Source organism: Massilia sp. Mn16-1_5, assembly GCF_004798585.1.
GTDB lineage: Bacteria > Pseudomonadota > Gammaproteobacteria > Burkholderiales > Burkholderiaceae_D > Telluria.
The window spans coordinates 23,339-50,063 of sequence record NZ_PPXQ01000009.1 but is presented as its reverse complement, the minus strand read 5'-3'; the positions used below and the strand labels follow the sequence as shown (position 1 = coordinate 50,063).

The following is a 26,725-nucleotide window of genomic DNA, read 5'->3' as shown; positions in this document are numbered from 1 at the left end:
TTATACTTTGACAAACCATCGTTTGCGCCACATGCCCCAGGCCAGCAAGAACATGGCGGCATTGAACAGCAGCGCGTACAGCACCGAGGTGTTGAGCGCGCCGATCGGCAGCTCGCGGATCGGCGCATAGAGAAGGCGTCCGAGCGAGACCGTGCTGCCATCCGGCTGCGCGAGTTTGATAAAACCGAACATCTTGGCCACCAGGCCCGAAAACGCGAAAATGAACAGCGCATTCATGCCATAGATCTGGAACGGCCGCGTCCAGCGCGCCGCTGCTTCACGCACCGCCGCATACGGATTCACGTCGAGCAGCCAGAAGAAGGCGCTGAATATTAGCAAAGCCCACCCCGTCATCAGGAAACAATAGGAAGGTGTCCACAGGCTCTTGTTGATCGGCATGAGGATGGCGTCCAGGATCACGCCCAGCCAGAGGAACAGCAAACCGGCCAGCAGCAGCCAGACGGTCTGCTCGATGCGGCTCAAGCCGCTCAACAGGAAACGCCCGGCCAGCACCCCGAACAGCTGACTGCACAGGGCGGGAATGGTCGAAAACAGGCCTTCCGGATCCCAGGTCTTCGATTGCACCCACATGTGCCCGTCGAGCAGCATGCGGTCGATGTAGGCCCCAAAATCCTTGCCTGGTTCCAGCACGCCGGCGCCGATGCCCGGCACCGGATAGAACAGCATGAAGGCGGAATACAGCGTCAGCAGGACGGCAATGATCGCCAGTTGCAGGCGCCAGCCGCAATACACGACGATGGGCGCGGCCAGCAGGGTGCACAGGGCGATGCGCTGGAGGACGCCCGGAATCCGCACCTTCTCGAAATTAAAATACGGGATCAGGTTCAGCAGGAAGCCGATCAGGAAGATCAGCGCTGCCCGTTTCGCCAGTTTGATCAGCAGGCGCGGCTTGTCGGCGCCCTCGGCGGCCAGACGGCCCAGCGACAGCGCCATCGAGACACCGCCGATGAAGAGGAAGAAGGGGAAGATGGTGTCTGTAAAAGTCCAGCCGTGCCACTTGGCGTGTTCAAGCTGGGAATAAAGATGAGACCAGTCGCCGGGATTGTTCACCAGCACCATGGCGGCAATCGTGAAGCCGCGGAAGGCGTCGAGCGAAGAGAGGCGGCTGGCGGATGTCGTCATCGTCCCTTATTTCTTCCCGAACTCCGGATCGATCCTGACCAGCGCCGCCATGATGAAGGCGGGGATCGTCGCGATGCACACCCAGATGAAGAAGTGCTTGTAGCCCAGGTATTCCTGCAGATTCCCGCTCCACATGCCCGGCACCATCATGCCCAGCGCCATCAGGCCGGTGCAGATCGCGTAGTGCGCCGTTTTATGTTCGCCCTCTGACACCATGATCATGTACAGCATCATGGCGGTGAAACCGAAACCGTAGCCGAACTGTTCGAGCGCGAGGAAGGCGGAGATCAGGTAGAAATTGGCCGGCTGCGCATGCGACAGGTACACGAACACCAGGTCCGGCAGGTGCACGGCAAACACCATCAGCCACAGGCAGCGCTTCAGGCCCAGTTTCGAGATCAGGTAGCCGCCGGCCAGGCCGCCGATGGTCAGGGCGATGATGCCGATGGTGCCGTAGGCGATGCCGTACTGGGCCGTGCTGAGGCCAAGTCCCCCCTTTTCCAGCGGGTCCTTGAGGAAGGGCGCCACCAGTTTCAGCAGCTGCGCTTCGCCAAGGCGGAAGGTCAGAATGAAACCCAGGATCAGCCAGATGTCGCGCTTGCGGAAGAAGGAGCCGAAGGTACCGAAGAATTCGCGCAGCGGATTGCTGCCGGCGGCCACGGCGTGGTCCTCCTTCGGTGTCGGCAGCACCAGCTGGTGCCAGGCAAAGGCGACGGCGAACAGGCCGGCGAGAACAAAAAAGACGATCGACCAGGCCTGGTGCGCATCACCCAGCGAGACGGCGAGATAGCCGGCCAGCACCACCAGCGGCCCCTGCCCCGCCAGCGTCGCCAGGCGATAGAAGGTGCTGCGCACGCCCACGAAGGCGGCTTGGTCCTTCTGGCGCAGGCCCAGCATATAAAAGCCGTCGGCCGAGATATCGTGGGTGGCGGAACCGAAAGCCATCAGCCACATCACGGCCAGGCTGACCGCGAAGAAGGCGGGCAGGTGCAGCACCGTGCCCACCGCCGCCAGCGAGGCGGCCACGACCAGCTGCAGCAGCACGGTCCAGCGGCGCTTGGTACCGAACATGTCCACCACGGGCGACCACAGCGGCTTGATGACCCAAGGTAAATACAACAGGCTCGTATAGAAGGCGATGTCGGAATTCGACACGCCCAGGTCCTTGTACATGATGACCGACAACTGCATCGCGACCACATACGGAATGGCCTGGGCGAAGTAGAGCGAGGGCACCCACAGCCACGGACTTTTCGCTTGAGAAGTTTGCATAGAGCTTTCGTGATCGGGCAAGGGTCCGGCCAGGCAGCCCTATCGCATCACGCTTACTGGGCCAAGGCTTGGCGCACGCTTCCGCGTGCCGTCTCCAGCAAGGCCCGTGCTTGCTCGACATTGATTTGTTTGGACAAGGCCACGATCGCGGTCTTGACGTGGAATTCGCACTGCTCCAGCACCGCGCGCGCCGCTTCCTCGTCGGCGCCGGTCGCGAAGGCCGTCAGGCGGATGGCGCGCCGTACCAGCTTGGCGTTGGTCGCCTTCAAGTCTACCATCAGGTTGCCATAAACCTTGTTCAAACGCACCATCAAGGCGCTCGAAAAAGTGTTCAAGGCAATCTTTTGCGAGGTGCCGGCTTTCAAACGGGTGCTGCCGGAAATGATTTCGGGACCCGTGTCGAGAGTGACGCCGATTTCCGCTTCATTCGCGACCGGAGCGTCGGTGTTGTTGGCAAAGCCGATCGTCAGCGCGCCGATGGCACGCGCGGCGCGCAGGGCGCCCAGCACATAGGGCGTGGCGCCGGAAGCGGCGATCAGCAGGACGACGTCGTCCTTGCACACATCGACGGCACGCAGGTCGGCCGCGCCCTGCTCGATATCGTCCTCGGCGCCTTCGACGGCAACGAACATCGCATCGCTACCGCCGGCCAGCAGGGCGACCGCGCGACCATGCGGCCAGGAAAAAGTGGGGTACAGTTCCACGCTGTCGAGCAGGCCCAGGCGGCCCGAGGTGCCGGCGCCGACATAGATCAGGCGTCCGCCCGCTTCCATGCGCGGCAGGGCGGCCGCCACCGCGGCGGCGATGCGCGGACCGGCGGCGCGCACGGCGTTCACCGCATTCAACTGGTCGTCCACCAGCGCATTGACCAGTTCCGCGGTCGGGTACTGGTCGAGGAGGGCGTGGTCTTGGGCCGGGGTTTCGGTTTTCAGCATGGCGGCGGCTTTTGACAGATTTTCGATAAAACCAGTGTAATACCAATTAAGCAAGGCCGGTCATGAAAACCAGGACCGGGCTCATGCCATAAAGTTATGCGGCGCTTATGCTGGAGCTCGGCGCAGCTCGGCGACGAAATCGTAATAATCGCTGCGGCAATACGAATGCGTCAGCTCCACCGCGACGCCCGATTCCAGGTAGCCGACCCGGGTGATGAACAGCACCGCCTGCCCTTCCGGCACGCCCAGCCGGCTCGCCAGCTCGGCGGGCGCGTTCATGGCGCGGATATGCTGCAGGGCGCGCACCGGCATCTGGCCGCTGCGCTCAAGGTGGGCGTACAGCGAATACTCCACCGCCTGCGGGTCGGGCAATACCGTCGCCGGGATCACGCTCGTTTCATAGGCCATCACGACCTCGTCGGCCAGGCGCAGTCGCTCCAGGCGCGCCACCCGGGCGCCGGGCGACAGGCCCAGCGCCAGCTGCTCGTCGGCGTCGGCAACGACCGTGTCGCGCCGCAGCCAGCGCGAATTCGGCGTGTAGCCGCGCTGCTGCAGCTGCTCGGAAAAGCTCGACAAGTTCGACAGCGGCTGCTCGATGCGCGGCGCGATGTAGTTGCCGGAACCGCGCCGGCGCACCACCAGGCCCTGCTCGACCAATTGATCGATGGCTTTTCTCGCCGTGACGCGCGAGACGTCGAGCAGCTCGGACAGGGTGCGTTCCGAAGGCAGCGCCTGGTCGGCCTGGTAGCGCCCTTCGCGCACGTCCTGGGTCAGCTTGCGGGCCAGCTGCATGTAGAGCGGCGAGTTGTCGTTGAGATCGATTTTGAAATCGATGAGAGCTTGGTTCATGGTTATGATTGTAAGCTGATCGGAGAAGACAGAAGGAGACCGAATGAATGGACACAGGCGCACGATACTTGGACTCGCCCTGCTCGGCACGATCGAGCCGCTGCTGGCGGCCGTTCCCATGAGCGGCGCCGATACTGCGCTGGGGCGCGAGCTGGCCGCTATCGCCGCCGACCCGGCCTGCGAGCTGGCCAGCCTCTCGGTGCTGGCGATCCGCGACGGCAAGGTCAGCTATGAAGGCCAGTTCGGCCGGCGCAGGATCGGCAACGGCGCCACACCCGACCTGCCCGCGAACCGGGACACCCTGTATCGGATCGCCTCGATCTCCAAGCTGATGACGACCCTCGGCCTGATGCGCCTGGTCGAAGACAAAGGGATCGACCTGAACGCCGACGTTTCCGGCTACCTGGGTTTCAAGCTGCGTAACCCGCATTTTCCGGACCGGACCATCACCCTGCGTCACCTGTTGACCCACACGTCCTCCTTGCGCGACGAGGCCGGCTATTCCTTCCCGGCCGGCACCGCCCTGCGCGACTTCGTCACGCCCGGCGCGGCACTCTACGGCACCGGCGCGATGTGGGCCAGCCATGCCGGTCCGGGCGAGTATTTCACGTATTGCAACCTCGGCTGGGGCCTGATCGGCACCCTGATGGAGAGAATGACGGGCGAGCGCTTCGACGGCCTGATGCAGCGGCTGCTGCTGCAACCGCTCGGCCTGACGGCCGGCTACAACCCGTCCGCCCTGCCGCCGCAGGCGCTGAATAACCTGGCCACCCTGTACCGCAAGCGCACGACGGACACCGAAGTCTGGGATCCGAACGGCCCCTGGATCGCCCAGGTCGACGATTATTCGACCCGGCCACCGGCACCGCCGCCCGGCATCGAGCGCTATGTCATCGGAGACAACGCGACACCCTTCAGCCCCACCGGCGGCCTGCGCATCGCCGCGCGCGACATGGGCGTCATCATGCGGATGCTGATGAATGGCGGCGTACACGAGGGCAAGCGCATCCTGCAGCCGGCGACCTTGTCACGCATGTTCGCGCGCCAATGGACGGCCGACGGATCGGGCAAGAATGGCGACACCCTGAATGGCTTCTTCAACTGCTGGGGCCTCGGCAATGCCCAGTTCCCGGACCAGCCGGGACGCCGGCTGGCCGAAGGCTTCGACGCCATCGGCCACCTGGGCGACGCCTACGGCTTGCGTTCGGTCTTCGCCTTCGATGCCGCCCGACGCAACGGCCTCATTGTCCTCGTCGGCGGCACATCAAGCGATCCCGGCCTGCAGAAAGGCACCTATTCGGCCCTGGCCCGTTTCGAGGAGCGCGTATTGACAAGCCTGTTCCGCCACGCCATCGCCGGTTAGCATCACCGCCGGTTATGGCGTGACGTTTCACTTTCATTGGCCCAGACAGCGCCGTGCCCCTAAGCTCTTCCCTTATATCAGTAACTTACGGTGTAGCGGGATGGGGCAAGGGGGACAACAAGTAATCGTCATCGGCGGCGGCGTCGTCGGCCTGACCTCGGCCTGGTGGCTGCTCGAGGCCGGCTTTGGCGTGACCGTCGTCGAACGCGCACCCGAGGTGGCCATGGGCGCAAGCGGTGCCAATGGCGGCCAGCTGAGCTACCGCTACGTCTCCCCCCTCGCCGATGCCGGCGTGCCTTTAAAAGCCATCGAATGGCTGTTCCAGGAACACGGCCCGCTGCGCTTCAAGCCCGAATTCGACCTGCGCCAGTGGACCTGGCTGGCCAGCTTCCTCGGCCAGTGCACGGCTGGCGCGAATCGCCGCACCACCGCCAAACTGCTGGAACTGGGCGAATGGTCGCGCGCCGGCATGAAGCAGCTGGAAAATATCGTCGCACCAAGCGATTTCGCCTGGCGCGACGCCGGCAAGCTGGTGGTGTACCGTTCGTCGAAAATCTTCGAGCAGGCGGCGGGTAAAGCCACTGCCGGCGAAATCTGGAGCGGCGCCGAATGCGCCCAGCGCGAACCGGCACTAAGCGCGGCCCGCTCGCTGCTGGCCGGCGGCATCTATAACGGCGGCGAAGCCGTGGCGGACTGCCACGCTTTTTGCGTCAAACTGGCCGAGCGCCTGCGCGCACATCCACTCTTCAAAGGTTTTGTCCAGGCCAAGGTGGAGCGCATCGCCGCGAACGGCGGCCGGGTGGTGGGCCTGGACACGGATGTCGGCGCTATCGGCGGCGACGCCTTCGTGCTGGCCGCCGGCATCCAGAGCCGTAACCTGGCGGCGCAGGCCGGCATCCGGCTGCCGCTGTATCCATTAAAAGGCTACAGCCTGACGGCGCCGATCCGCCCCGGCGACACCGCGCCCGAGATCAGCGTGACCGACTTCGAACGCAAGGTTTTATATGCGCGCATCGGTGACCAGCTGCGGGTGGCGGCCATGGTCGACATGGTCGGCGAAGATGTCAGCCTGAACCCAAAACGCATCGGCAGCCTGACGCGGCAAGTGCGCGAAACCATGCCGCACGCGGCCGACTACGAACGCATCTCGGCCTGGGCCGGCCTGCGCCCGGCGACCCCGAACAGCGCGCCGATCATCGGCGCCACGCCACTTGCGAACCTGTGGCTGAACGTCGGCCACGGCCCGCTCGGGTTTACGTTTGCCGCCGGCACCGCGCGGATCCTGGCCGACCTGATGGCGGGGAAGAATCCGCCGTTCGCGCTGGACATGCTGGCGCTGCGGCGCTGACGAGAGCGACTCGGCGCACCGGATGCTCTATCATGAGGTCAACATTATGAAAAGAGCATCGGCACCATGACCCAGTACACCCTGCAGCAAAAATTCTTCCTGCTCTTACTCGCCCTCGTCACCCTGGCCTTCGTTTACATCCTGCTGCCGTATTCGGGCGCGGTGTTCTGGGGCGTGGTGCTGGCGATCCTGTTCGCGCCCCTTTACCGCAAGCTGCTGCGCGAAACCAAGAACAAGCCGACGATTGCCGCCCTGTTGACCCTGCTCCTGATCATCGTGATGGTGATCCTGCCGGTGTCGCTGATCACCGCCTCGCTGGTCAAGCAGGCAGCCGGCATCTATGAGATGGTCAATTCCGGCCAGATTAATTTCGGCGCCTATTTTCAGCGCATCATTCACTCGCTGCCGCAGTGGATGGTGAACCTGCTGGAACGCTTCGAACTGACCGACCTCGCCTCGCTGCAGGCGAAAATGACGGAGGCGGCGGCCCAGGTCAGCCAGACGGTGGCGCGCCAGGCGATTGCCATCGGCGGCAAGACCTTCGATTTCCTGGTCGGCATGTTCGTCATGCTCTATCTGCTGTTCTTCCTGCTGCGCGACGGCCAGGCGCTGGCGACGCGCGTACGGCAGGCCATTCCGCTCAGCCTGAAATACAAGCAGCGCCTGTTCACCAACTTCACGACCGTGATCCGCGCCACCGTGAAGGGCAATGTGCTGGTGGCGGCGGCCCAGGGCGCGCTGGGCGGCCTGATCTTCTGGTTCCTGGGCGTGCAGGCGCCGCTGCTATGGGCGGTGGTGATGGCCTTCCTGTCGCTGCTGCCGGCGGTCGGCGCCGCCGTGGTCTGGGCGCCGGTGGCGATCTATTTCCTGGTCACGGGCGCGATCTGGCAGGGCGTGGTCCTGATCGCCTTCGGCGTACTGGTGATCGGCCTGGTCGACAACGTGCTGCGCCCGGTACTGGTCGGCAAGGACACGAAAATGCCGGATTACCTGGTGCTGCTCTCGACCCTGGGCGGCATGGCCCTGTTCGGCCTGAACGGCTTCGTGATCGGCCCGGTGGTGGCGGCGCTGTTCATTGCATGCTGGGATCTGTTCGTGGCGACCGAGGAGTTTCAGTCGCAATGAAGCGTGGCGTGAAACGCAGAGCAAACGAATCAGGCGGCGATCTCGTCGATGAATGCTGCGAATAGCAGCGTTGCACGATCGCCGACTCCGGGTTGGGAACGCAGCATCTGGGCGATAAACCGCTCGGAATGCTTTTCGCTTGCGAATACTTTCATGACTTGCGCCAGGGTCTTGCTTGCGAGATCGCGCCGGGCATCACGCCCTAGAAGCGCAGCGCCAGCCAGTTCCGCATCGTAGCCATGACGCTCAAGCAGGGCAATGTGCTCGTCATCATACAGCCGCTCGAATTGACCGGTTTGGTGATAATGCCGAAGGATCAGCAGTACGTCGGACGCGTGCTTGTCGCGTTCCGGCCTGTCGTTCCATGCGAGGATTTTTAAGACCACCATCGCCGGCAAGGACAGGATCTTGACCGTGAAACCGGTCTCGATCTCGACAGCGAGCGCACTCTCGTAGGCTTCGGTATAACCCGCAACGTTCATGACGAAATCGCCCTTCGGCGGCCAGGCTATTTCTCCGTTACGCTCCACGCCGTCAAATGGCACCAGGTCGAGAGGGTAAGCGCCGTTCTCTCCAAAACCAAGGCGCTGCGATTGCTCGCCGGCCCGAAATGCGCCGGTCCCGATCAACTGCTCCTTCAATCGTGCAAATTCTTCCCAGGAAGAGACTGCCACCGCGAAATCAACGTCCCTGGTGGCGCGCGTCGTTTCCAGTCCGTGGACATGTTCGATCACGATGTCGCGTGCCGTCGCGCCGATCACGAAATAGGGAATCTGCAGTCGCACCGCTACCTGATCGAGCTGCTGTATCAGCATGAGCAGGTCGGCAGACAGCGGCCTATCCGGCCTTACTTTCAACATTGGCGCAAATTTCCTTTCTTAACTCCGCAGCAATTTCCATCGTGCGCTCGTCAGCGGTACCGATCAGGTCCGCATAAATCAATGCATCCGGTACGGTTGGAAATGATTCCAACTCGTTTGCGTTCCAAAACATGTGGACCAGTTCGATCTGCCCGTTGGGATCGCGCCGTAATTTCAATTCCTGCACGAGATCGCGCATCACACTTGGATCGCGAAGGTCAATATACAAGGTCAGTGTCCCCGGTTTCAGGGCAAATGTTCGCACTGATGCAGCAGCCTCGCCACCCAGGACCACCTCGCGATAGCGCGGACTTACCCGTTCCAACACAGCAGAGATCGGTTCAGGCGCACTCATCCTGTACTTCTCGAGTTTTGGGCGGATCCGGCCGAGATAGCCTTCAGTCCAGGTATCGAGCCAGCGTCCAGGCATCGCCAGTACGCGACTCCCTGATTTAGCGCTGGTAAAGTAACCGGCCTTCTCGAGCGCGAGCATGGCGGTCCCGGCTGCACCATGGGAAATCGACGCTATTTCGGCGATGTGCCGGATATTGCTGTTTAAAATGGACGGGCGCGTCAACACGGCGAATACGACGCGTAATGCGGCGGGCGTCAGTCCGCGCGCTGCCGCTTGCTGCGAGGTCGAGCTTTCTTTAAGGCCGGTTACAAAGACAAACAGCCCAGGTTGTCGCAGAAAACAGTTGCCTGCGTGATCAATGAACTGGATACCGAGTTCCCGGCACTGCGCCGCCATTGCGCGACTGAGTTCGCGGGTGATCAACACGCCGCCATCGTGACGATTCTTAAAACTCAGCAATTGATCGCGGCGGTCGATGCTTGTTTTGACGTCGTAAGGCAAATCGAAGGTTCGGCCGTCATCGGTGTCGATGGCCACCTGGCCGTCAAAGGAGGGCGACAGGTGTGGACGCATCGATGCACGCAGCCCCGTTGTACGCTCCAGCCCTTCCCGAGCCTGGTTTGCCGATAGTACTTCGTATTGATGTGGCCGCATGTCCGCTCCAGATTCAATTGTCCATTAATATTTCATGTCCACGTAACGTGAACATACATGGAAGACCGGACAATGTCCATTAAAAATACAATGTCCACGTTACGTGAACAGTGGATTTTAGTGGACAAACTGATGTCTTTACACCATTACCTTTGGCTCAGGCAGAATAATCGAACACGCGACAATAAACTGTGACATGATGCCGCGCATCTCTTTGTGCGGCTGTTACTGCGGTAATCGCCAAACGTGTTCCTGGACCCTATGCCCCCTTCCCCTCCCGCCGGACTCAGCCTTCATCCCAGTTCCGAAACACGGTTCCGGGAACTGTTCGAGCAGGCGCCGACCAGCATCCAGATCGTATCGCCCGAGGGCCGCACCCTGCGCGTGAATAAAGCCTGGGAACAGCTGTGGCAGATCCACGAAGGCACGCCGCTGCACGCCTACATCCTCGGCGACTATCGCCTGCTGGACGATCCGCAGCTGGTGGAAAGCGGCATCGCCGGCTACCTGCGGCGGGCCCTGGACGGGGAATCGGTCGAGATCCCCGCCATCTACTACGACGTGGTGGCGCTGGGCGGCACCGGCCGGGCGCGCTGGGTGACGGCGCGCGCGCATCCGATCAAGGACCAGGCCGGCCGCATCCTCGAAGTCATGCTGATGCACGAGGACATCACCGACCGCGTTATCGCCGAAAAAGCCCTGCGCGAGCGCGAGCAGCGCTTCCGCTCGCTGGTGATGGCGACGTCGCAGACCGTGTGGAGCACCACGCCCGACGGCCGCGTGCTCGAGGATTCGCCGACCTGGCGCGCCATCACCGGCCAGAGCTACGACGAGTGGAAAGAATATGGCTGGCTCGACGCGGTGCACCCGGACGACCGCGAAACGGCCCTCGCCACCTGGCGCAACTGCACCGCCAGTGGCGCCGTGTATGAGACCAATTACCGCCTGCGCCAGCTCGACGGCAGCTACCGCTGGACGGCCGTGAAAGGGGTGCCGATCGCGGATGCCGACGGTTTTATACGCGAATGGATCGGCGCCAACAAGGACATCCACGAGATGGTCACGGCCCAGGCCGAACTGGCCGAGCGCCTGGAGCGCGAACAGCGCCATTCGGCCCTGCTGGTCAAGGTGGCGCAGGCTTCGCGCATCCTCGGCAGCGCCCTGTCGACCAAGGAGATCGCCCAGGGCCTGGTCGAGGAAGTGCGCGCCATCCTGGAGGTGCACCAGGCGGTCGTCTCGCTGAACGTGGGCGGCGCCCAGGAAATCAATGCGGTGTCGATGTCCGACAAGTACGCGCGCTACCGCAGCTACGACGTCAAGCCGGACGGCAGCGGCATCTATGCCGAAGTCTGCCGCACCAACCAGGTCATGCGCCTGACCCAGGCGCAGCTGGAAGCCCATCCTGCCTGGAAGGGCTTCGGCAAGCATGCGACCCAGCATCCGGCGATCCGCGGCTGGCTGGCCGTGCCCCTGGTCGACCGCCAGGGCCAGAACATCGGCCTGATCCAGGCGTCCGACAAGTTCGAGGGCGATTTCACGGAGCAGGATGAAGCCATTCTCGTGCAGCTGGCGACGATCGCGGCCAACAGTTTCGAAAATGCCCGCCTGTACGGCTCGCTGAAGGAGCAGGACCGCCGCAAGGACGAGTTTCTCGCCATGCTGGCGCACGAGCTGCGCAATCCGCTGGCGCCGATCGCCTCGGCAGCCGAACTGCTGAAAATCGGCATCGCCAGCGAGGAGCGGGTACGCCGCTCGAGCGAAGTCATCAGCCGGCAAGTGCGGCACATGACCTCGCTGGTGAACGACCTGCTCGACATCTCGCGCGTCACGCGCGGCCTGATCCAGCTTGAAAACGTCGAGGTCGAGCTTGGCGCCACCATCCACAGTGCCGTCGAGCAGTCGCGTCCGCTCATCGAGGCGCGCGAACACGCGCTGGTCGTCGCCCCGGTGCCGGCCGCTGCGAGGGTCATGGGCGACCCGAACCGGCTGGTGCAGGTGCTCGTCAACCTGCTCAATAATGCGGCAAAGTACACGCCGCGTGGTGGCCGCATCGACGTGACGGTCAGCTGCGCCGCGGGCCAGGCGCAGATCCGCGTGCGCGACAACGGGATCGGCATCGACAAGGCGCTGCTGCCCCAGGTGTTCGACTTGTTTACCCAGGCCGAACGCACGCCGGACCGCTCGCAAGGGGGACTGGGCATCGGCCTGGCGCTGGTCAAGAACGTGGTCGGCCTGCATGGCGGCAGCGTCACCGCGGAAAGCGACGGGCCCGGCACCGGCAGCGTTTTTACAGTCACACTGCACACAATGTAAGCAGCTGCGGTTTTCCCCAATACGCCCGGCAGCGTCGGCCTGGGTAAAAATCGCGGATAATCGCGGGATGTCCAAACCGACCCTCCCATCCGGCGCCTGCCCCTGCGGCGGCGCCGCGCTTAGCAGTTGCTGCGGCCCTTACCTTGCCGGCGCCGCCCTGCCGCCCACAGCGGAGGCCCTGATGCGCTCGCGCTACACGGCCTATACCCAGCGTAACGAGGACTACCTGCGCGCGACCTGGCACCCCAGCACCCGGCCGCAGGATGCGATCCTCGATCCGGACGAGGATCTTCGCTGGCTCGGCCTTGAGATAAAATCTGCTTTACGTTTACGTCAACGTAAAGCAGAATTGCTGGATCATCCAGATAGCGATACGGTCGAATTCGTCGCGCGCTTCAAGGTGGCGGGCCGCGCGCACCGGCTGCACGAAGTCAGCCGCTTCCTGCGCGAACCCGACCCGGCGCTCGGCGGAGAAGTCCGCTGGTTCTATCTGGACGGCACATTTCCCAAGTAAGCACGAGACAGAAAAACAGAGGACGGCATGCCCCACATCGAGACAAAACTCAACCCGCGCAGTGATGATTTCAAAGCAAATGCGACGGCCATGCAGTTGATCGTGGACGATTTGCGCGCGAAAGTTGCCGCGATCGCCGAAGGCGGCGGCGAATCGGCGCGCGCCAAGCACGTCGCGCGCGGCAAGCTGCTGCCGCGCGACCGCGTGCAGATGCTGCTCGACCCGGGTACGCCCTTCCTCGAGTTTTCCCAGCTCGCCGCTTACGACATGTATGACAACGCTGCCCCGGCAGCCGGCATCATCACGGGCATCGGCCGCGTCGCCGGCCAGGAATGCGTGATCGTCTGTAACGACGCCACGGTGAAGGGCGGGACCTACTACCCGATGACGGTGAAAAAACACCTGCGTGCCCAAGAAATCGCCGAGCAGAATAAACTGCCCTGCATTTACCTGGTGGACTCGGGCGGCGCCAACCTGCCGAACCAGGACGACGTGTTCCCGGACCGCGACCATTTCGGCCGCATTTTTTATAACCAGGCCAATCTGTCGGCCCAGGGCATCCCACAAATCGCGGTCGTGATGGGTTCCTGTACGGCGGGCGGCGCCTACGTCCCGGCGATGAGCGACGAGTCGATCATCGTCAAGGAACAGGGCACCATTTTCCTCGGCGGTCCGCCCTTGGTAAAAGCGGCGACCGGCGAAGTCGTCAGCGCGGAAGACCTGGGCGGCGGCGACGTCCACACCCGTTTATCGGGCGTGGTCGATCACCTGGCCCAGAACGATCTGCACGCCCTGTCGCTGGCGCGCACCATCGTCTCGAACCTGAACCGCACCAAACCGGTGCAGGGCGCGCAGCGTGAAGTCGTCGAGCCGAAGTACGCACCGGAAGAACTGTATGGCGTGATCCCGGTCGATACCCGCAAACCCTTCGATGTGCGCGAAGTGATCGCACGCGTGGTGGACGGCAGCGAATTCGACGAATTCAAAGCCCGCTACGGCACCACGCTGGTGTGCGGCTTCGCCCATATCTACGGCGTGAAAGTCGGCATCATCGCGAATAACGGCATCCTGTTCTCGGAGTCGGCGCTGAAGGGAACGCACTTCATCGAGCTGTGCTGCCAGCGCAAGATTCCACTCGTTTTCCTGCAGAACATCACCGGCTTCATGGTCGGCCGCAAATATGAGAACGAGGGCATCGCCCGCAACGGCGCCAAGATGGTCACCGCTGTCGCCACCGCCTCGGTACCGAAATTCACCGTCATCATCGGCGGCTCCTTCGGCGCCGGCAACTACGGCATGTGCGGCCGCGCCTTCTCTCCGCGCTTCCTGTGGATGTGGCCGAACGCGCGCATTTCGGTGATGGGCGGCGACCAGGCGGCGTCCGTGCTGGCAACCGTGAAACGCGACGGCATCGAAGCCAAGGGCGGCCAATGGTCGCAGGACGAAGAAGCGGCTTTTAAACAGCCGATCAAGGAACAGTACGAGCACCAGGGCCACCCGTATTACGCCTCGGCGCGCCTGTGGGACGACGGCGTCATCGATCCGGCCGATACACGGATGGTCTTAGGTTTAGGCTTGTCAGCCGCGCTGAACGCGCCGATCGAAGAGACGAAGTTCGGCGTCTTCCGCATGTAAGGAGTGAATATGAACTATGAGACCCTTACTATCGCGATCGCCGACAAGGTCGCCACCGTCACCCTGAACCGTCCGGAGCTGCGCAACGCCTTTAATGAACAGGCGATCGCCGAGCTGGCGCTGGCCTTCGATGAACTCGGACGCAACGAGCTGGTACGCGCGATCGTCCTGGCCGCGAACGGCCCGGCCTTCTGTGCCGGCGCGGATTTGAACTGGATGAAGAAGATGGCCGGCTACTCGCACGACGAGAACCTGGCCGACGCTTCGCGCCTGGCCGACATGCTGCGCACGATCTACCTGTGCCCGAAACCGACCATCGCAAAAGTCCAGGGCGACTGCTACGCCGGCGGCATGGGCCTGGTCGCAGCCTGCGATATCGTGGTCGCGGCCGACAGCGTCAATTTCTGCCTGTCCGAAGTCAAGCTGGGGCTGATCCCGGCGACGATCTCTCCCTACGTCATCAAGGCGATGAGCGAACAGGCAGCGCGCCGCTACTTTATTACGGCCGAGCGCTTCGACGCGGCCGCCGCGCTGCGCATGGGCTTTGCGCATGAAGTGGTGGCGATGGAAAACCTCGACACCACGGTCGCCGGCCTGCTGAAGTCCTTGGTATCGAACAGTCCGCACGCCGTCGTGGAAGCGAAAAAACTGGTGCGCGAAGTCGTCGGCGTGCCGGTGACGGATGCGCTGCTGGTTGACACCGCCGAGCGCATCGCAGCGATCCGCGCCTCAAGCGAGGGACGCGAAGGTGTCGCCTCTTTCCTCGAGAAGCGCAAGCCGAACTGGCTGAATTAAATTATAGGAACCACCTTGAAGCAGCACACATCTTCCGACTGGATCGCACGCAGCCTGCGCAGCGTATGGCACCCCTGCACGCAGATGCAGCACCACGAAGAGGTGCCGCTGATCGCGGTTGCCCGCGCCAAGGGGCCGTGGCTATACGACCACGAAGATAAACGCTACCTGGATGCGATCAGCTCCTGGTGGGTGAACCTGTTCGGCCACGCCAACCCGCGCATCAACGCGGCCTTGAAACAGCAGCTCGACACGCTGGAACACGCGATGCTGGCCGGTTTCACGCACGAGCCGGTAATCGAACTGTCGGAACAGCTGGCCGGCCTCACCGGCCACGCGCTCGGCCACGCCTTCTATGCGTCCGATGGCGCCTCGGCGGTCGAGATCGCGATGAAGATGAGCTTTCATGCCTGGCGTAACGCGGGCTTCAGCGAAAAGCAGGAATTCGTCTGCCTGCAGGGCAGCTACCACGGCGAGACCGTCGGCGCCTTGTCGGTCACCGACGTCCCGCTGTTCAAGGATGCGTATGGTCCGCTCTTACGCGCTTCCCACGTGGTGGCCTCCCCTGACGCGCGCAATGCCCTTGAGGGGGAATCCGCACAGGATGTAGCGCGCCGCGCCATCCAGGATGTCGAACAGCTGTTCGAGGAACGCGCGCATAACATCGCCGCGATCATCGTCGAGCCGCTGGTGCAGTGCGCGACCGGCATGGCGATGCACGATCCGCTTTATCTGGAAATGCTGCGCGAGCTGTGCGACCGCCACCACGTGCACCTGATCGCCGACGAGATCGCGGTGGGCTGCGGCCGTACCGGCACCTTCTTCGCCTGCGAGCAGGCGGCGATCTGGCCGGATTTTATCTGCCTCTCGAAAGGCATCAGCGGCGGCTACCTGCCGCTGTCGCTGGTCCTTACCACGGACGCGATCTACCAGTCCTTCTACAGCGAGGACATCACGCGCGGCTTCCTGCATTCGCATTCGTACACCGGCAATGCGCTGGCCTGCCGCGCGGCGCTCGCGACCTTGCAGATCTTCCGCGACGACGACGTTTTAAATCGCAACCGCGAGCTGGCCACCAAACTGACCATCGCGCTGGCGCCGCTGGCCGAACACGAGCGCACCCATGCGTTCCGCCAGCGCGGCATGATCTTCGCCTTCGACGCGGTCGAGCCGGATGCGGCGCGCGCGGCGAGCTTCGCACGGCGCTTCTTCACCGCCGCCGTCGACAATGAGCTGCTGCTGCGCCCGATCGGCCGCACCGTGTATGTGATGCCGCCCTATGTACTGAACGAGGAAGAGATCGACCTGCTCGGCGTGCGCGTGAAATCGGTCTTCGAATCCGTGATTGCGGCCTGATGATGGACCTGATCGACAACGTCAACGGCAAGCTGGCCGCCCTGGACCAGCAAAGCCTGCTGCGCCGGCGGCGTGTGGCCGACACCCGCTGCACGCCGCTGCAGGTGGTCGACGGCCGCGCCATGCTTGCCTTCTGCAGCAACGACTATCTGGGTCTCGCCGCGCATCCGCGCGTGGTGGAAGCCTTGCGCGCCGGCGCCCAGCTGTACGGCGCCGGGAGCGGCGCCTCGCACCTGATCAGCGGGCATAGCCGCGCGCACGCCATCCTCGAAGAGCGCCTGGCCGAATTCGCCGCGCCGCATATCGAGGAGGCGCGCGCCCTGTACCTGAGCACCGGCTACATGGCGAACCTGGCCGTGCTGACCGCGCTCGGCGGCGATGCCGATGCGGTGATCTTCTCGGAAGCGCTGAACCACGCCTCGCTGATCGACGGCGCGCGCCTGGCCAGGGCGCAGGTCAGCATCTATCCGCACGGCGACGTGGCGGCGCTGGAAGCGCAACTGGCAGCCAGCAGCGCGGCCACGAAAATCGTCGCGACCGACAGCGTCTTCAGCATGGACGGCAACCTGGCGCCGCTGCCGGAGCTGCTGGCCCTGTGCGAACGCCACGGCGCCTGGCTGTTCGTCGACGACGCCCACGGCTTCGGCGTGCTGGGCGCCCAGGGCCGCGGCGCACTCGAACATTTTGGATTGCGCTCACCCAACCTGGTGTATGTCGGCACATTGGGAAAAGCGGCCGGCGTCAGCGGCGCTTTCATCGCGGCCCACGCCAGCGTGATCGAGCTGATGATCCAGCGCGCCCGGCCCTACATCTACACGACGGCCGCGCCGCCGGCACTGGCGCACGCCCTGCTGACGAGCCTGGACATCATCACCAGCGACGAAGGCGCGGGCCTGCGCAGCCAGCTGGAGCAACTGATTGCCCAGCTCGACGCCGACCTGCGCCTCACGCGCTGGCAGCGGCCGGTGTCGAGCACGCCGATCCAGCCGATCCTCATCGGCGGGAACGAGGAGGCGCTGCGCGTGGCGGCGGCGCTGTACGCGAAGGGATTGTGGGTACCGGCGATCCGTCCGCCGACGGTACCGAAAGGAACGGCGCGCCTGCGCGTCACGCTGTCGGCCGCGCACACCCATGACGAAGTCGCCCAGCTGGTGACGGCATTGAACGAACTGGAGGCCATGTGACCAAGAACCTCAACGATCCGCAGGAACCGGCGGTCGAACTGGCGATTCCGCCTGCGCCCGTACTGACCGCAAACGAGGAAAAGCCCGTCAGCGCACCAAGCGAAGCCCTGGCCGCCGAGGGCATTCCTTCGCGCTTTTGCTGCTTCGTGACCGGCACCGATACCGAGATCGGCAAGACCCTGGTCTCGAGCGCGATCCTGCATAAACTGGTCGAGGCCGGCCACCGTGCCTGCGGCATGAAGCCGATCGCGGCCGGCGCCGAGTTACGCGATGGAGAACTCCACAACGAAGACGCCGACATGCTGGCGGGCGCCGGCAACGTGCACCTGCCGCAGAACATCACGACGCCCTTCATGCTGCGCGAACCCTGCGCGCCGCACATCGCGGCCAGCCTGGAAGGCGTGAGCATCGACCCGGTGCCGATCATCGCCGCCTATGCCGAGATCCTGGCCGCGTCCGATGCGGTCGTGGTCGAAGGCGTCGGGGGTTTCCGCGTGCCCTTCTCCGACACCTTCGACAGTGCCGACCTGGCCGCGCAACTGAACCTGCCGGTGATCCTGGTGGTCGGCATGCGCCTGGGCTGCATCAGCCATGCCTTGCTCACCGTCGAAGCGATCGTCGCCCGCGGCCTGGTGCTGGCCGGCTGGGTCGCGAACACGGCGGACCCGGACATGCGCTTTTTTGACGAGAACATCGAGGCCCTCGAAGCCCGCATTCCGGCTCCGCTGCTGGGTGTGGTGCCGCGCCTCGAGGACCCCACCGCCGCCAACGCGGCCCGATTCATCGATCTCGCGGGACTGCCGGGCTGGCCGTCGACGCGGGCTCTGTAACACCTAAAGGAACCACCATGAATGCTCCCCACACCGTCGCCCTCCACCGCCCGACCGCCGCCATCAAGGAACGGCCTGACGCCACCTGGCCGCTGGCCGACGTGTTGTCTCTGTTCGAACTGCCGTTCAACGAGCTGATGTTCCGCGCCCAGGAAGCGCACCGTGCACACTTCCCGGACGGCGACGTCGAGCTGGCGACCCTGCTGTCGATTAAAACCGGCGGATGTGAAGAGGACTGCGGCTATTGCCCGCAGGCGGCACGCTACGACACCGGGGTCGAAGCCAAGAAAATCCTCGACATCGATACGGTGCTCGACGCCGCGCGCCAGGCGAAAGCCAACGGCGCCACCCGCTTCTGCATGGGCGCCGCCTGGCGCAGCCCGAAAGAGCGCGACATGGCGAAGGTCGAAGAGATGGTGCGCGAAGTAAAAGCGCTGGGCATGGAAACCTGCGCGACCCTCGGCATGCTGGAAGAAGGACAAGCCGAGCAGCTGAAAAACGCCGGCCTCGATTTTTACAATCACAACATCGACACCGCGCCCGATTTCTATAACAACGTGATCTCGACCCGCGAATACCAGGACCGCCTGGATACGCTGGGCCGCGTGCGCAACGCCGGCCTGAAGGTCTGCTGTGGCGGCATCGTCGGCATGGGAGAAACGCGCGAGCAGCGCGCCGGCCTGATCGCCCAGCTGGCGAACCTGAATCCGTATCCGGAGTCGGTCCCGGTCAACCACCTGGTACAGGTCGAAGGCACGCCGCTGCACGGCCTCGATCCGCTCGATCCGCTCGAATTCGTCCGCACCATCGCGGTGGCGCGCATCACCATGCCGAAGGCGCGCGTGCGCCTGTCGGCCGGCCGCCGTCAATTGGGCGAAGCGGTGCAGGCGATGTGCTTCATGGCCGGCGCGAATTCCATCTTCTACGGCGACAAGCTGCTCACCACCGGCAATCCGGAAGCCGAAGACGACCGCGCGCTGTTGGCGAAACTCGGCCTCAAGACGCGCTCGGCGACGCTCGAATCGGCACCGAAGGAAAGCTGCGGCTGCTGATTTGCAGACCTGCGCTTCCCAATACGATCAACACTAAAAAATACGAGACAAACGCATGTTCACCAAAATCCTCATCGCCAACCGTGGCGAAATCGCCTGCCGTGTCGCCGCCACCGCGCGCCGCATGGGAATCCGCACCGTCGCTGTGTATTCGGAAGCGGACGCCGGATCGAAACACGTTGCGGTCTGCGATGAGGCGGTGTTGATCGGACCTGCCGCAGCCAAGGAAAGCTACTTGCGCGGCCAGAAAATCATCGAGGTGGCAAAGGCCACCGGCGCCCAGGCGATCCATCCGGGCTATGGCTTCCTGTCCGAGAACGCGGAGTTCGCCGAAGCCTGCGAACAGGCCGGCCTGGTGTTCATCGGCCCGCCGGGTTCCTCGATGCGCGCCATGGGTTCGAAGTCGGCCGCCAAGCAGCTGATGGAAGGCGCGAACGTGCCGCTGGTGCCGGGCTACCACGGCGAGAACCAGGAACCAGAGTTTTTGCGCCAGCAGGCCGACCGTATCGGTTATCCGGTGCTATTGAAAGCCAGTGCCGGCGGCGGCGGCAAGGGTATGCGCGTGGTCGAGAGAAGCGAGGACTTCGTCGCCGCGCTGGGTTCCTGCAAGCGCGAAGCGATCAGCTCCTTCGGCGACGACAAGGTGCTGGTCGAAAAATACCTGACGCGTCCGCGCCACATCGAGATCCAGGTGTTTGCCGATAAACTGGGCAACTGCGTCTACCTGCACGAGCGCGACTGCTCGGTGCAGCGCCGCCACCAGAAGGTGCTGGAAGAAGCGCCGGCACCGGGCATGCCCCCGGACCGCCGCGCGGCGATGGGCGAAGCGGCCGTCAACGCGGCGCGCGCCGTCAATTACGTCGGCGCCGGCACGGTCGAATTCATCGCCAACCAGGACGGTTCGTTCTACTTCATGGAGATGAACACGCGCCTGCAGGTGGAGCACCCGGTCACCGAAATGATCACCGGGACGGATCTCGTCGAATGGCAGCTGCGCGTAGCCGCAGGCCAGCCGCTGCCGAAGAAGCAAAATGAACTGGCCATCCACGGCCATGCGATCGAGGCGCGCATCTATGCCGAGAATCCGGAAAAGGGTTTTCTCCCGTCGATCGGCACGCTGCGCCACATGGATACCCCGAACGCCGTGAATTTTGAATTGGGCGGCGTGGCGGGCGTCGAGCCGGCGGGCGTGCGCATCGATTCCGGCGTGCGCGAAGGCGATGCGATTTCTCCGTTCTACGATCCGATGATCGCCAAACTCATCGTCTGGGGCGTCGACCGCACCCAGGCGCTGGCGCGCCTGTCGCAGGCGCTGAGCGAATTCCAGATCGTCGGCCTCGCCACCAACATCGCCTTTTTAAAACGCCTGGTCGAAGGCGAGGCCTTCTCCACGGCCGACCTCGACACGGGCCTGATCGAACGGAACGGCGCGACCCTGTTCCCGCCGTCGAAAGCGGCGCCCGCCGGTGCGCTGGCACTGGCAGCGGTGGCGTTGATCGAATCCGAGAAGAAGCGCTCGAGCGGTGCTTCGCGCGTCGCCGCCGATCCGTGGGGCCAGGCGCAGGGCTGGCGCCTGAACGGCGACTATCGCCGTCAACTCTCCTTCGCCGACGAGCACGCGGCCGGGCTCGAAGGCGGTGCCTACCAGGTCGGCGTGGTGTACCACCCGCAGGGCTGGGAACTGGACGTCGGCGGCACGAAGCAGCCCTTGAGCGTCAGCGGCCATGACGGTGCGACGCTGTCGATCCGCCTCGGCGAACAATCGATGCATGGCGCCGTGCGCCGCGATGGCGACCTGTTCCACGTCTTCACCAACGGCGAACACCATACCTTTGCTTATAACGACCCGATGGCGCATGCCGGCGAGGCCGAGGCTGCGGGCGGACGCCTGACGGCGCCGATGCCGGGCAAGGTCGTGGCCGTGATGGTCGAAGGCGGCCAGAGCGTCAAGAAGGGCGAGCCGCTCGTCATCATGGAAGCGATGAAGATGGAGCACACGATCGCCGCGCCGTCGGACGGCCTGGTCGAAGAGGTGCTGTACGCGGTCGGCGACCAGGTGGCGGACGGCGCGCCGCTGCTGGCCTTCAAGGCGGCATAAACAATGCGCATCCTGCTGTACCGGGGCGATGGCCAGATCGGCGCCTGGGCTGAGGATTTCGCGCGGGTGCTGCCCGGCGTCGAAACCGTCGGCTGGCAGGAAGGCGAGCCGCTCGTCGCGTGCGACTATGCGGTGCTGTGGGCGCCTCCGGCAGCGCTGCTGGCGCAACTGGCACACGTCAAAGCCGTGTTCCTGATGGGCGCAGGAGCCGATGCCATTCTCAAATTCGGAGGATCGCTGCCGGACGTGCCGCTGGTGCGCCTGGGCGACGCCGGCATGGCGGTGCAGATGGCGGAATACGTGGCCTACGCGACGCTGCGCTATTTCCGCCGCTTCGACGAATACGAGCAGCAGGCGAGACATGGCCTGTGGTCGCCGCTCCCCAACCATGTGAAGGAAGATTTTACGGTCGGCGTCATGGGGCTCGGCAAGCTGGGCCTGCGGGTGGTCGAGACCATGCGCAGCTTCGGCTTTCCCGTGCGCGGCTGGAGCCGCACGCCCAAAGACTTGCCGGGCGTCGACTGCTATGCCGGCATGGAGTCCCTGGAGGACTTCCTGCGCGGCACGCGCGTCCTGGTCTCGCTGCTGCCGCTGACGCCTGACACCAACAACCTGCTCGACCGCCGCCGCCTGGCGACGCTGCCGCAGGGCGCGTATATCATCAACGTCGCACGCGGGGCGCAGGTGGCCGAGCCGGATCTGCTGGCCCTGATCCGATCCGGCCACATCGCCGGCGCCACGCTCGACGTCTTCCGCAACGAGCCGCTGCCGGCGCCGCACCCGTTCTGGGAAGAGCCGCGCATCACGATCACGCCGCACATCTCCGCAGTGACCATCCGTGGAGAAGCCGTGCGTCAGATCGCTCATAAAATCGCCGCGTTCGAAAGCGGCCAACCGGTGGACGATATCGTCGACCGCAACCTGGGATACTGAAATGACCACCGCAATCAACCTGCCCAAGCAGGTCAAAATCGTCGAAGTCGGTCCGCGCGACGGCCTGCAGAACGAGAAGGAAACGATCAGCGCGGAAGTGAAAATCGAGCTGGTCGACCGCCTTTCACGCGCGGGCTTTTCGAACGTGGAAGCGGCGTCCTTCGTGTCGCCCAAATGGGTGCCGCAGATGGCGACCAGTACCGAGGTGATGGCGAAGATCACGCGCCTGCCGGGCACCATCTATTCGGCGCTGACGCCCAATATGCAGGGCTTCGAGGCGGCGCTGGCCGCTAAAGCGGACGAGGTCGTGATCTTCGGTTCGGCTTCCGAGGCTTTCTCGCAAAAGAACATCAACTGCTCGATCGCCGAATCGATCGCGCGCTTCGAACCGGTGGCGAAAGCGGCCAAGGCGAACGGCCTGCGCCTGCGCGGCAGCATCAGCACGGCCTTCGGTTGTCCTTACCAGGGCGAGGTGCCGTTGGAGGCGGTCGCGGACGTGGTGCGCCGCATGCGCGACCTGGGCTGCGACGAGATCGACATCGCCGACACCATCGGCGTCTCGACCGCGCGCAAGACGCAGGAAGTGATGCTGGCGGCAAGCCGCGAATTCCCGCTGCAGCAGCTGTCGGGCCACTTCCACGACACCTATGGACAGGCGCTGGCCAACATCTACGCCAGCCTGGAGGTGGGCGTGCAGATCTTCCACTCCTCGGTGTCGGGACTGGGCGGCTGCCCGTATGCGAAAGGCGCGACCGGGAACGTGGCCACCGAGGATGTGCTGTACATGCTGCACGGCCTGGGCATCGAAACCGGGATCGACCTCGACCAGGTAGTGGATGCGGGCCAGTTCATTTCGCAGCAGCTCGGCCGCAAGGGTTCCAGCCGCGCGGGGAATGCGATCGCGGCGAAACGCCTGGGCTGAACCAATTCAACAAGGGCCCGGTCGAAGGCTATTTCGACCGGGCCCTTGTCTTCATGTCGGGACGTAAACGAAAAAAGCCGACAACGTTCGCTGTCGGCTTTCTTCTTAATACTGGTCGGAGTACAAGGATTCGAACCTTGGACCCTCTGGTCCCAAACCAGATGCGCTACCGGGCTGCGCTACACTCCGAAGACACACATCATAGCCGCTGCAGGCCCATCGGTCAAGGTCGGGTTTGAATTTTGTGGAGTTTTCGTGCAACAGGGGGCGATGTATTGTGAAACTGGCAGCAGGGAATGGCGCCGTGTTCGCGGACGATGCGAGGAAGAGTCACCGGCGCATCGCGGCCGGGATCGCGCTTTCGCTGGCACTGCACGCGCTGCTGCTGAACCTGCAGCGCGACGGCTGGCGGCGCGCAGCGGAGGCGCCGCCGCGGCCGATCGCCGTGCGTCTGCGCCCTCCTCCACCTCCGGCGCCTGTGGGGCAGGCCGAGCCGACGCCGCCATCGCGGCCTGCGCCGCGTGCGCAGCCCCACGCCCAGCCCAAGCGGCCACGCCCTGTGATCGCGGTCGAACCCGCGCCCGCGCCGGCGCAGCCCGAGCCGTTCACGGTGCAGCAGGCGCCGCAGTCCGAACCGGACACACCGCGCTTCGACCGTGAAGCGGCGCGCCAGATGGCGCGTTCGCTGGCCAATATGCGTGACCCAAGCAAGGAGGGCACGGCGGTCGGTCAGTTCCCCGACAAGCCGCTGGAAACGGAAACGCGCGCGGCACGGGCCATCGGGGCGGCAAAGCGGAGGGATTGCAAGGATGGCTTGCCGGGAGGGTTGTTAGGACCTTTGCTGATCCTGGCCGACAAAAAAGATAGCGGGTGCAAGTGGTGAACCGTAGGGTGGACTCCCGAGTCCACGCGTTACGGCGTTTGCCCAGAGTTTACGCTTATAACAAAGTCGCCGTAGATCCACCGGTGAGACCGCGTGGGCACGGAGTGCCCACCCTACGACTCCCCTTTGATCTGCAAGGCGCGCTCGTACAGCGCATTCTTCTTGCGCCCGGTAATCTGCGCCGTCAAATTCGCCGCCTGCTTGACGCTGCATTCGCTCAGTAAAATGTTCAGGATACGCTCGGCCTCCGCATCCTGGGCATCGGTCTCGAGCGTCGCCCCTTCGACCAGCACGACGAACTCGCCGCGCTCGCGGTGCTGGTCCGCCTTGACCCAGGCCAGCGCCTCTTCCAGCCGGCAGCGGTGCACTTCCTCGAACAATTTGGTCAGCTCGCGTGCAAACACGACCTGGCGCGTCGGCTCGAACACGCTCATCAAACCCTCGACGCAATCGACGATGCGGTGCGGCGCCTCGTAGATCACCAGGGTCGCCGGCTCGCGCACCAGTTCCGTCAACGCCGCTTCGCGCTGCTTCGATTTCGCCGGCAAGAAGCCGACAAACGTAAACCGGTCGTTGACCAGGCCGGATGCCGACAGGGCCGCGACCGAGGCCGAAGCGCCCGGCAGCGGGATCACGCGCAGGCCGGCGTCGCGCACGGCGTCGACGATGCGCGCGCCCGGATCCGAGACGGCGGGGGTGCCGGCATCCGACACCAAAGCAACACGTTCGCCGGCGCGCAGGCGCGCGATCAGCTTGTCGGCCGCTTCGCGCTCGTTATGCTGATGTGCCGCGACCATCTGCTTGTTCAAGCCGTAACGGGTGAGCAGCGCGCCGGTTTTGCGGGTATCCTCACAGGCGACCACGTCGGCCAGCGCCAGCAGGTGCAGCGCGCGCAGCGTGATGTCGGTGGCGTTCCCGATCGGGGTGGCCACCACGTACAATGTTGCTGTAGGATAAGACTGTTGAGCTGCCTCGGCCATCACGGGGAGCTGGGCGATATCGATGGACTGGTTGTCGGTCATGTTGAGGATACGATGCTCTTAAAAAGTCTTAATTCAAATGTGATGAGGGGCCTGCTGGCAGTCAGCGCAGCCGGCATGTTTGCAGGCTGCAGCACCCCGATGCCACCCGACCTGGGTTGCGGCGTACCGGGCGGATTGTGCGCGCCCGCCGAGCCAAACACAAGGGCGCTGCCACCGGCGCCGCCGCCGGAAACGCCCACCCGGGCGCCGGCTTCCGAAACCCGCACCTCCCCCGTGGAACTGTATCCGGGTACCGGTACCCCGCAATCCCAGGCCAGGCCCGCGGCCGGCACGGCGCGTATCGCCCTGCTGTTGCCGCTGCAGTCCCCTGCCCTCGGCCAGGCCGCCGAGGCCGTGCGCGCCGGTTTTATGGCCGGCCATGAACGCGACCGCAATGGCATCGAAGTCAACGTGGTCCCGAGCGGCGACTCTCCCGAGTCGACCCTGGAAGCCTATGCACGCGCGGCCCAGCAGAACGACATCGTCGTCGGTCCCCTGGCGCGCTCGAGCGTGGCGGCGATCGTCGCCAGCAACGCGGTCAGCAAACCGACCATCGCCCTGAACCATCCGCAAACCGAGCGCCCGCTGCCGCCGCAGATGCTGGTGGTCGGCCTGTCGGTGGAAGAAGAAGCGCGGCAAGCGGCCGACTGGGCCGCGCAGGAACACCCGATGGGACGCGCGCTCGTGCTGAGCGGCAAAGCCGCCTGGCAGCAGCGCACCGCCGGTGCCTTTGCCGCGCGCTGGGCCCGCCTGGGCCGCAACAACGCGACGGCCGAATTGCCGATCCTCGATGGCTACGTCGACGCCACCGCCCTGGCCGAACTGCGTTCGCGCCTGGCGATCGACCGTCCGGAACTCGTGTTTGCCGCGCTCGACGCCGGCGCCCTGCGCCAGGTGCGCAGCGCGCTCGGCACCTCGCTGCCGACCTATGCGATCTCGGCCGCCAATCCGGGCCGTTCCCCGGGCATGGGTGTGCCGGAACTCGACGGCGTGCGCCTGGTCGACCTGCCCTGGACGGTGCAGCCGGACCATCCGGCCGTGATGGTCTATCCGCGCCCGGTCGACAGCGAGTCGCTCGACATGCAGCGCCTGTACGCGCTCGGCATCGACGCCTTCCAGATCGCGCGCACCCTGGCCCAGCAACCGGGCACGAATTTCACGCTGGACGGCGTCACCGGACGCCTGTCGGTACGCCAGAACAATGGCGCCTGGTCGCTGCGACGCAGCGAGGCGGCCGCCGTCTACCGCGACGGCATCGGTTTCGAAACGGTCGCCGGACAATGA

23 protein-coding genes and 1 tRNA gene are annotated in these 26,725 nt (G+C 64.4%); 16 read left to right on the top strand and 8 right to left on the bottom strand.

Features of this window, described 5'->3' with window-relative positions:
• From C2862_RS12215 to C2862_RS12200, 4 genes are all read right to left on the bottom strand, one after another.
• Entirely contained in the window at window positions 1–1,143 is a 1,143-nt protein-coding gene (locus C2862_RS12215; protein ID WP_136220405.1) for an acyltransferase family protein, read from the bottom strand.
• A 6-nt stretch (window positions 1,144–1,149) separates the two neighbouring features.
• Entirely contained in the window at window positions 1,150–2,415 is a 1,266-nt protein-coding gene (locus tag C2862_RS12210) for an MFS transporter (protein ID WP_136220404.1), read from the bottom strand.
• A gap of 53 nt (window positions 2,416–2,468) precedes the next feature.
• A complete protein-coding gene (gene murQ / locus C2862_RS12205; protein ID WP_136220403.1) occupies window positions 2,469–3,350 on the bottom strand; it encodes an N-acetylmuramic acid 6-phosphate etherase in 882 nt (293 codons plus the stop codon).
• 105 nt (window positions 3,351–3,455) lie between these two features.
• Window positions 3,456–4,199: a GntR family transcriptional regulator gene (locus C2862_RS12200; protein ID WP_136220402.1), complete on the bottom strand. Its 744-nt coding sequence runs from the start codon at window positions 4,197–4,199 to the stop codon at window positions 3,456–3,458.
• Window positions 4,200–4,242: 43 nt separating this feature from the next.
• Here C2862_RS12200 and C2862_RS12195 point away from each other — a divergent pair, with 43 nt between their 5' ends.
• The 3 genes from C2862_RS12195 (at window position 4,243) to C2862_RS12185 (ending at window position 8,035) form a co-directional block, all read left to right on the top strand.
• On the top strand, window positions 4,243–5,562 hold the full coding sequence (locus C2862_RS12195) for a serine hydrolase (protein WP_136220401.1): 1,320 nt from the start codon (window positions 4,243–4,245) through the stop codon (window positions 5,560–5,562).
• Window positions 5,563–5,662: 100 nt separating this feature from the next.
• Window positions 5,663–6,910: a D-amino acid dehydrogenase gene (locus tag C2862_RS12190; RefSeq protein WP_136220400.1), complete on the top strand. Its 1,248-nt coding sequence runs from the start codon at window positions 5,663–5,665 to the stop codon at window positions 6,908–6,910.
• Between the two features lie 66 nt (window positions 6,911–6,976).
• The gene (locus C2862_RS12185) at window positions 6,977–8,035 is read left to right on the top strand and encodes an AI-2E family transporter (RefSeq protein ID WP_136220399.1); all 1,059 of its coding nucleotides are present in this window, start codon (window positions 6,977–6,979) and stop codon (window positions 8,033–8,035) included.
• 29 nt (window positions 8,036–8,064) lie between these two features.
• Here the strand turns inward: C2862_RS12185 and C2862_RS12180 are convergent, their stop codons facing one another.
• Both C2862_RS12180 and C2862_RS12175 read right to left on the bottom strand, forming a co-directional pair.
• Entirely contained in the window at window positions 8,065–8,850 is a 786-nt protein-coding gene (locus C2862_RS12180; RefSeq protein WP_168710052.1) for a nucleotidyl transferase AbiEii/AbiGii toxin family protein, read from the bottom strand.
• Window positions 8,851–8,872: 22 nt separating this feature from the next.
• Window positions 8,873–9,904 carry a type IV toxin-antitoxin system AbiEi family antitoxin gene (locus tag C2862_RS12175; protein ID WP_136220397.1) on the bottom strand — a complete coding sequence of 344 codons (1,032 nt, stop codon included), beginning with the start codon at window positions 9,902–9,904 and terminating at the stop codon, window positions 8,873–8,875.
• A gap of 261 nt (window positions 9,905–10,165) precedes the next feature.
• On the opposite strand from C2862_RS12175, the gene C2862_RS12170 reads away from it, so the two are divergent.
• From C2862_RS12170 to C2862_RS12120, 11 genes are all read left to right on the top strand, one after another.
• Window positions 10,166–12,217, top strand: a complete 2,052-nt coding sequence (locus C2862_RS12170) for a PAS domain S-box protein (protein WP_136220396.1) — start codon at window positions 10,166–10,168, stop codon at window positions 12,215–12,217.
• A gap of 67 nt (window positions 12,218–12,284) precedes the next feature.
• On the top strand, window positions 12,285–12,731 hold the full coding sequence (locus C2862_RS12165) for a YchJ family protein (protein ID WP_136220395.1): 447 nt from the start codon (window positions 12,285–12,287) through the stop codon (window positions 12,729–12,731).
• 27 nt (window positions 12,732–12,758) lie between these two features.
• Window positions 12,759–14,366: a carboxyl transferase domain-containing protein gene (locus C2862_RS12160; RefSeq protein WP_136220394.1), complete on the top strand. Its 1,608-nt coding sequence runs from the start codon at window positions 12,759–12,761 to the stop codon at window positions 14,364–14,366.
• A gap of 9 nt (window positions 14,367–14,375) precedes the next feature.
• Complete coding sequence (locus tag C2862_RS12155; RefSeq protein WP_136220393.1) at window positions 14,376–15,161, top strand: enoyl-CoA hydratase/isomerase family protein; 786 nt, start codon at window positions 14,376–14,378, stop codon at window positions 15,159–15,161.
• A gap of 15 nt (window positions 15,162–15,176) precedes the next feature.
• A complete protein-coding gene (gene bioA, locus C2862_RS12150) occupies window positions 15,177–16,517 on the top strand; it encodes an adenosylmethionine--8-amino-7-oxononanoate transaminase (protein WP_136220392.1) in 1,341 nt (446 codons plus the stop codon).
• A gap of 2 nt (window positions 16,518–16,519) precedes the next feature.
• The gene (gene bioF / locus C2862_RS12145; protein WP_136220569.1) at window positions 16,520–17,701 is read left to right on the top strand and encodes an 8-amino-7-oxononanoate synthase; all 1,182 of its coding nucleotides are present in this window, start codon (window positions 16,520–16,522) and stop codon (window positions 17,699–17,701) included.
• Between the two features lie 122 nt (window positions 17,702–17,823).
• Window positions 17,824–18,531, top strand: coding sequence for a dethiobiotin synthase (bioD, locus tag C2862_RS12140; RefSeq protein WP_373888258.1), 708 nt, complete (start codon window positions 17,824–17,826; stop codon window positions 18,529–18,531).
• 17 nt (window positions 18,532–18,548) lie between these two features.
• Complete coding sequence (bioB, locus tag C2862_RS12135) at window positions 18,549–19,583, top strand: biotin synthase BioB (RefSeq protein WP_136220391.1); 1,035 nt, start codon at window positions 18,549–18,551, stop codon at window positions 19,581–19,583.
• A 55-nt stretch (window positions 19,584–19,638) separates the two neighbouring features.
• Window positions 19,639–21,681, top strand: a complete 2,043-nt coding sequence (locus C2862_RS12130; RefSeq protein ID WP_136220390.1) for an acetyl/propionyl/methylcrotonyl-CoA carboxylase subunit alpha — start codon at window positions 19,639–19,641, stop codon at window positions 21,679–21,681.
• Between the two features lie 3 nt (window positions 21,682–21,684).
• A complete protein-coding gene (locus C2862_RS12125) occupies window positions 21,685–22,614 on the top strand; it encodes a glyoxylate/hydroxypyruvate reductase A (RefSeq protein WP_136220389.1) in 930 nt (309 codons plus the stop codon).
• Between the two features lies 1 nt (window position 22,615).
• Window positions 22,616–23,536 (top strand): hydroxymethylglutaryl-CoA lyase, encoded by a 921-nt coding sequence (locus tag C2862_RS12120; RefSeq protein ID WP_307723542.1) that lies wholly within the window; start codon window positions 22,616–22,618, stop codon window positions 23,534–23,536.
• Window positions 23,537–23,648: 112 nt separating this feature from the next.
• Here the strand turns inward: C2862_RS12120 and C2862_RS12115 are convergent.
• Window positions 23,649–23,725 (bottom strand) — tRNA-Pro (locus C2862_RS12115).
• Window positions 23,726–23,813: 88 nt separating this feature from the next.
• Between C2862_RS12115 and C2862_RS12110 the strand changes: the two genes are divergently transcribed.
• Window positions 23,814–24,419, top strand: coding sequence for a hypothetical protein (locus tag C2862_RS12110; RefSeq protein ID WP_136220388.1), 606 nt, complete (start codon window positions 23,814–23,816; stop codon window positions 24,417–24,419).
• 113 nt (window positions 24,420–24,532) lie between these two features.
• On the opposite strand, the gene rsmI is transcribed toward C2862_RS12110, so the two are convergent.
• Window positions 24,533–25,441 carry a 16S rRNA (cytidine(1402)-2'-O)-methyltransferase gene (gene rsmI / locus C2862_RS12105; RefSeq protein WP_136220387.1) on the bottom strand — a complete coding sequence of 303 codons (909 nt, stop codon included), beginning with the start codon at window positions 25,439–25,441 and terminating at the stop codon, window positions 24,533–24,535.
• 75 nt (window positions 25,442–25,516) lie between these two features.
• On the opposite strand from rsmI, the gene C2862_RS12100 reads away from it, so the two are divergent.
• Window positions 25,517–26,725, top strand: coding sequence for a penicillin-binding protein activator (locus tag C2862_RS12100; RefSeq protein WP_229467404.1), 1,209 nt, complete (start codon window positions 25,517–25,519; stop codon window positions 26,723–26,725).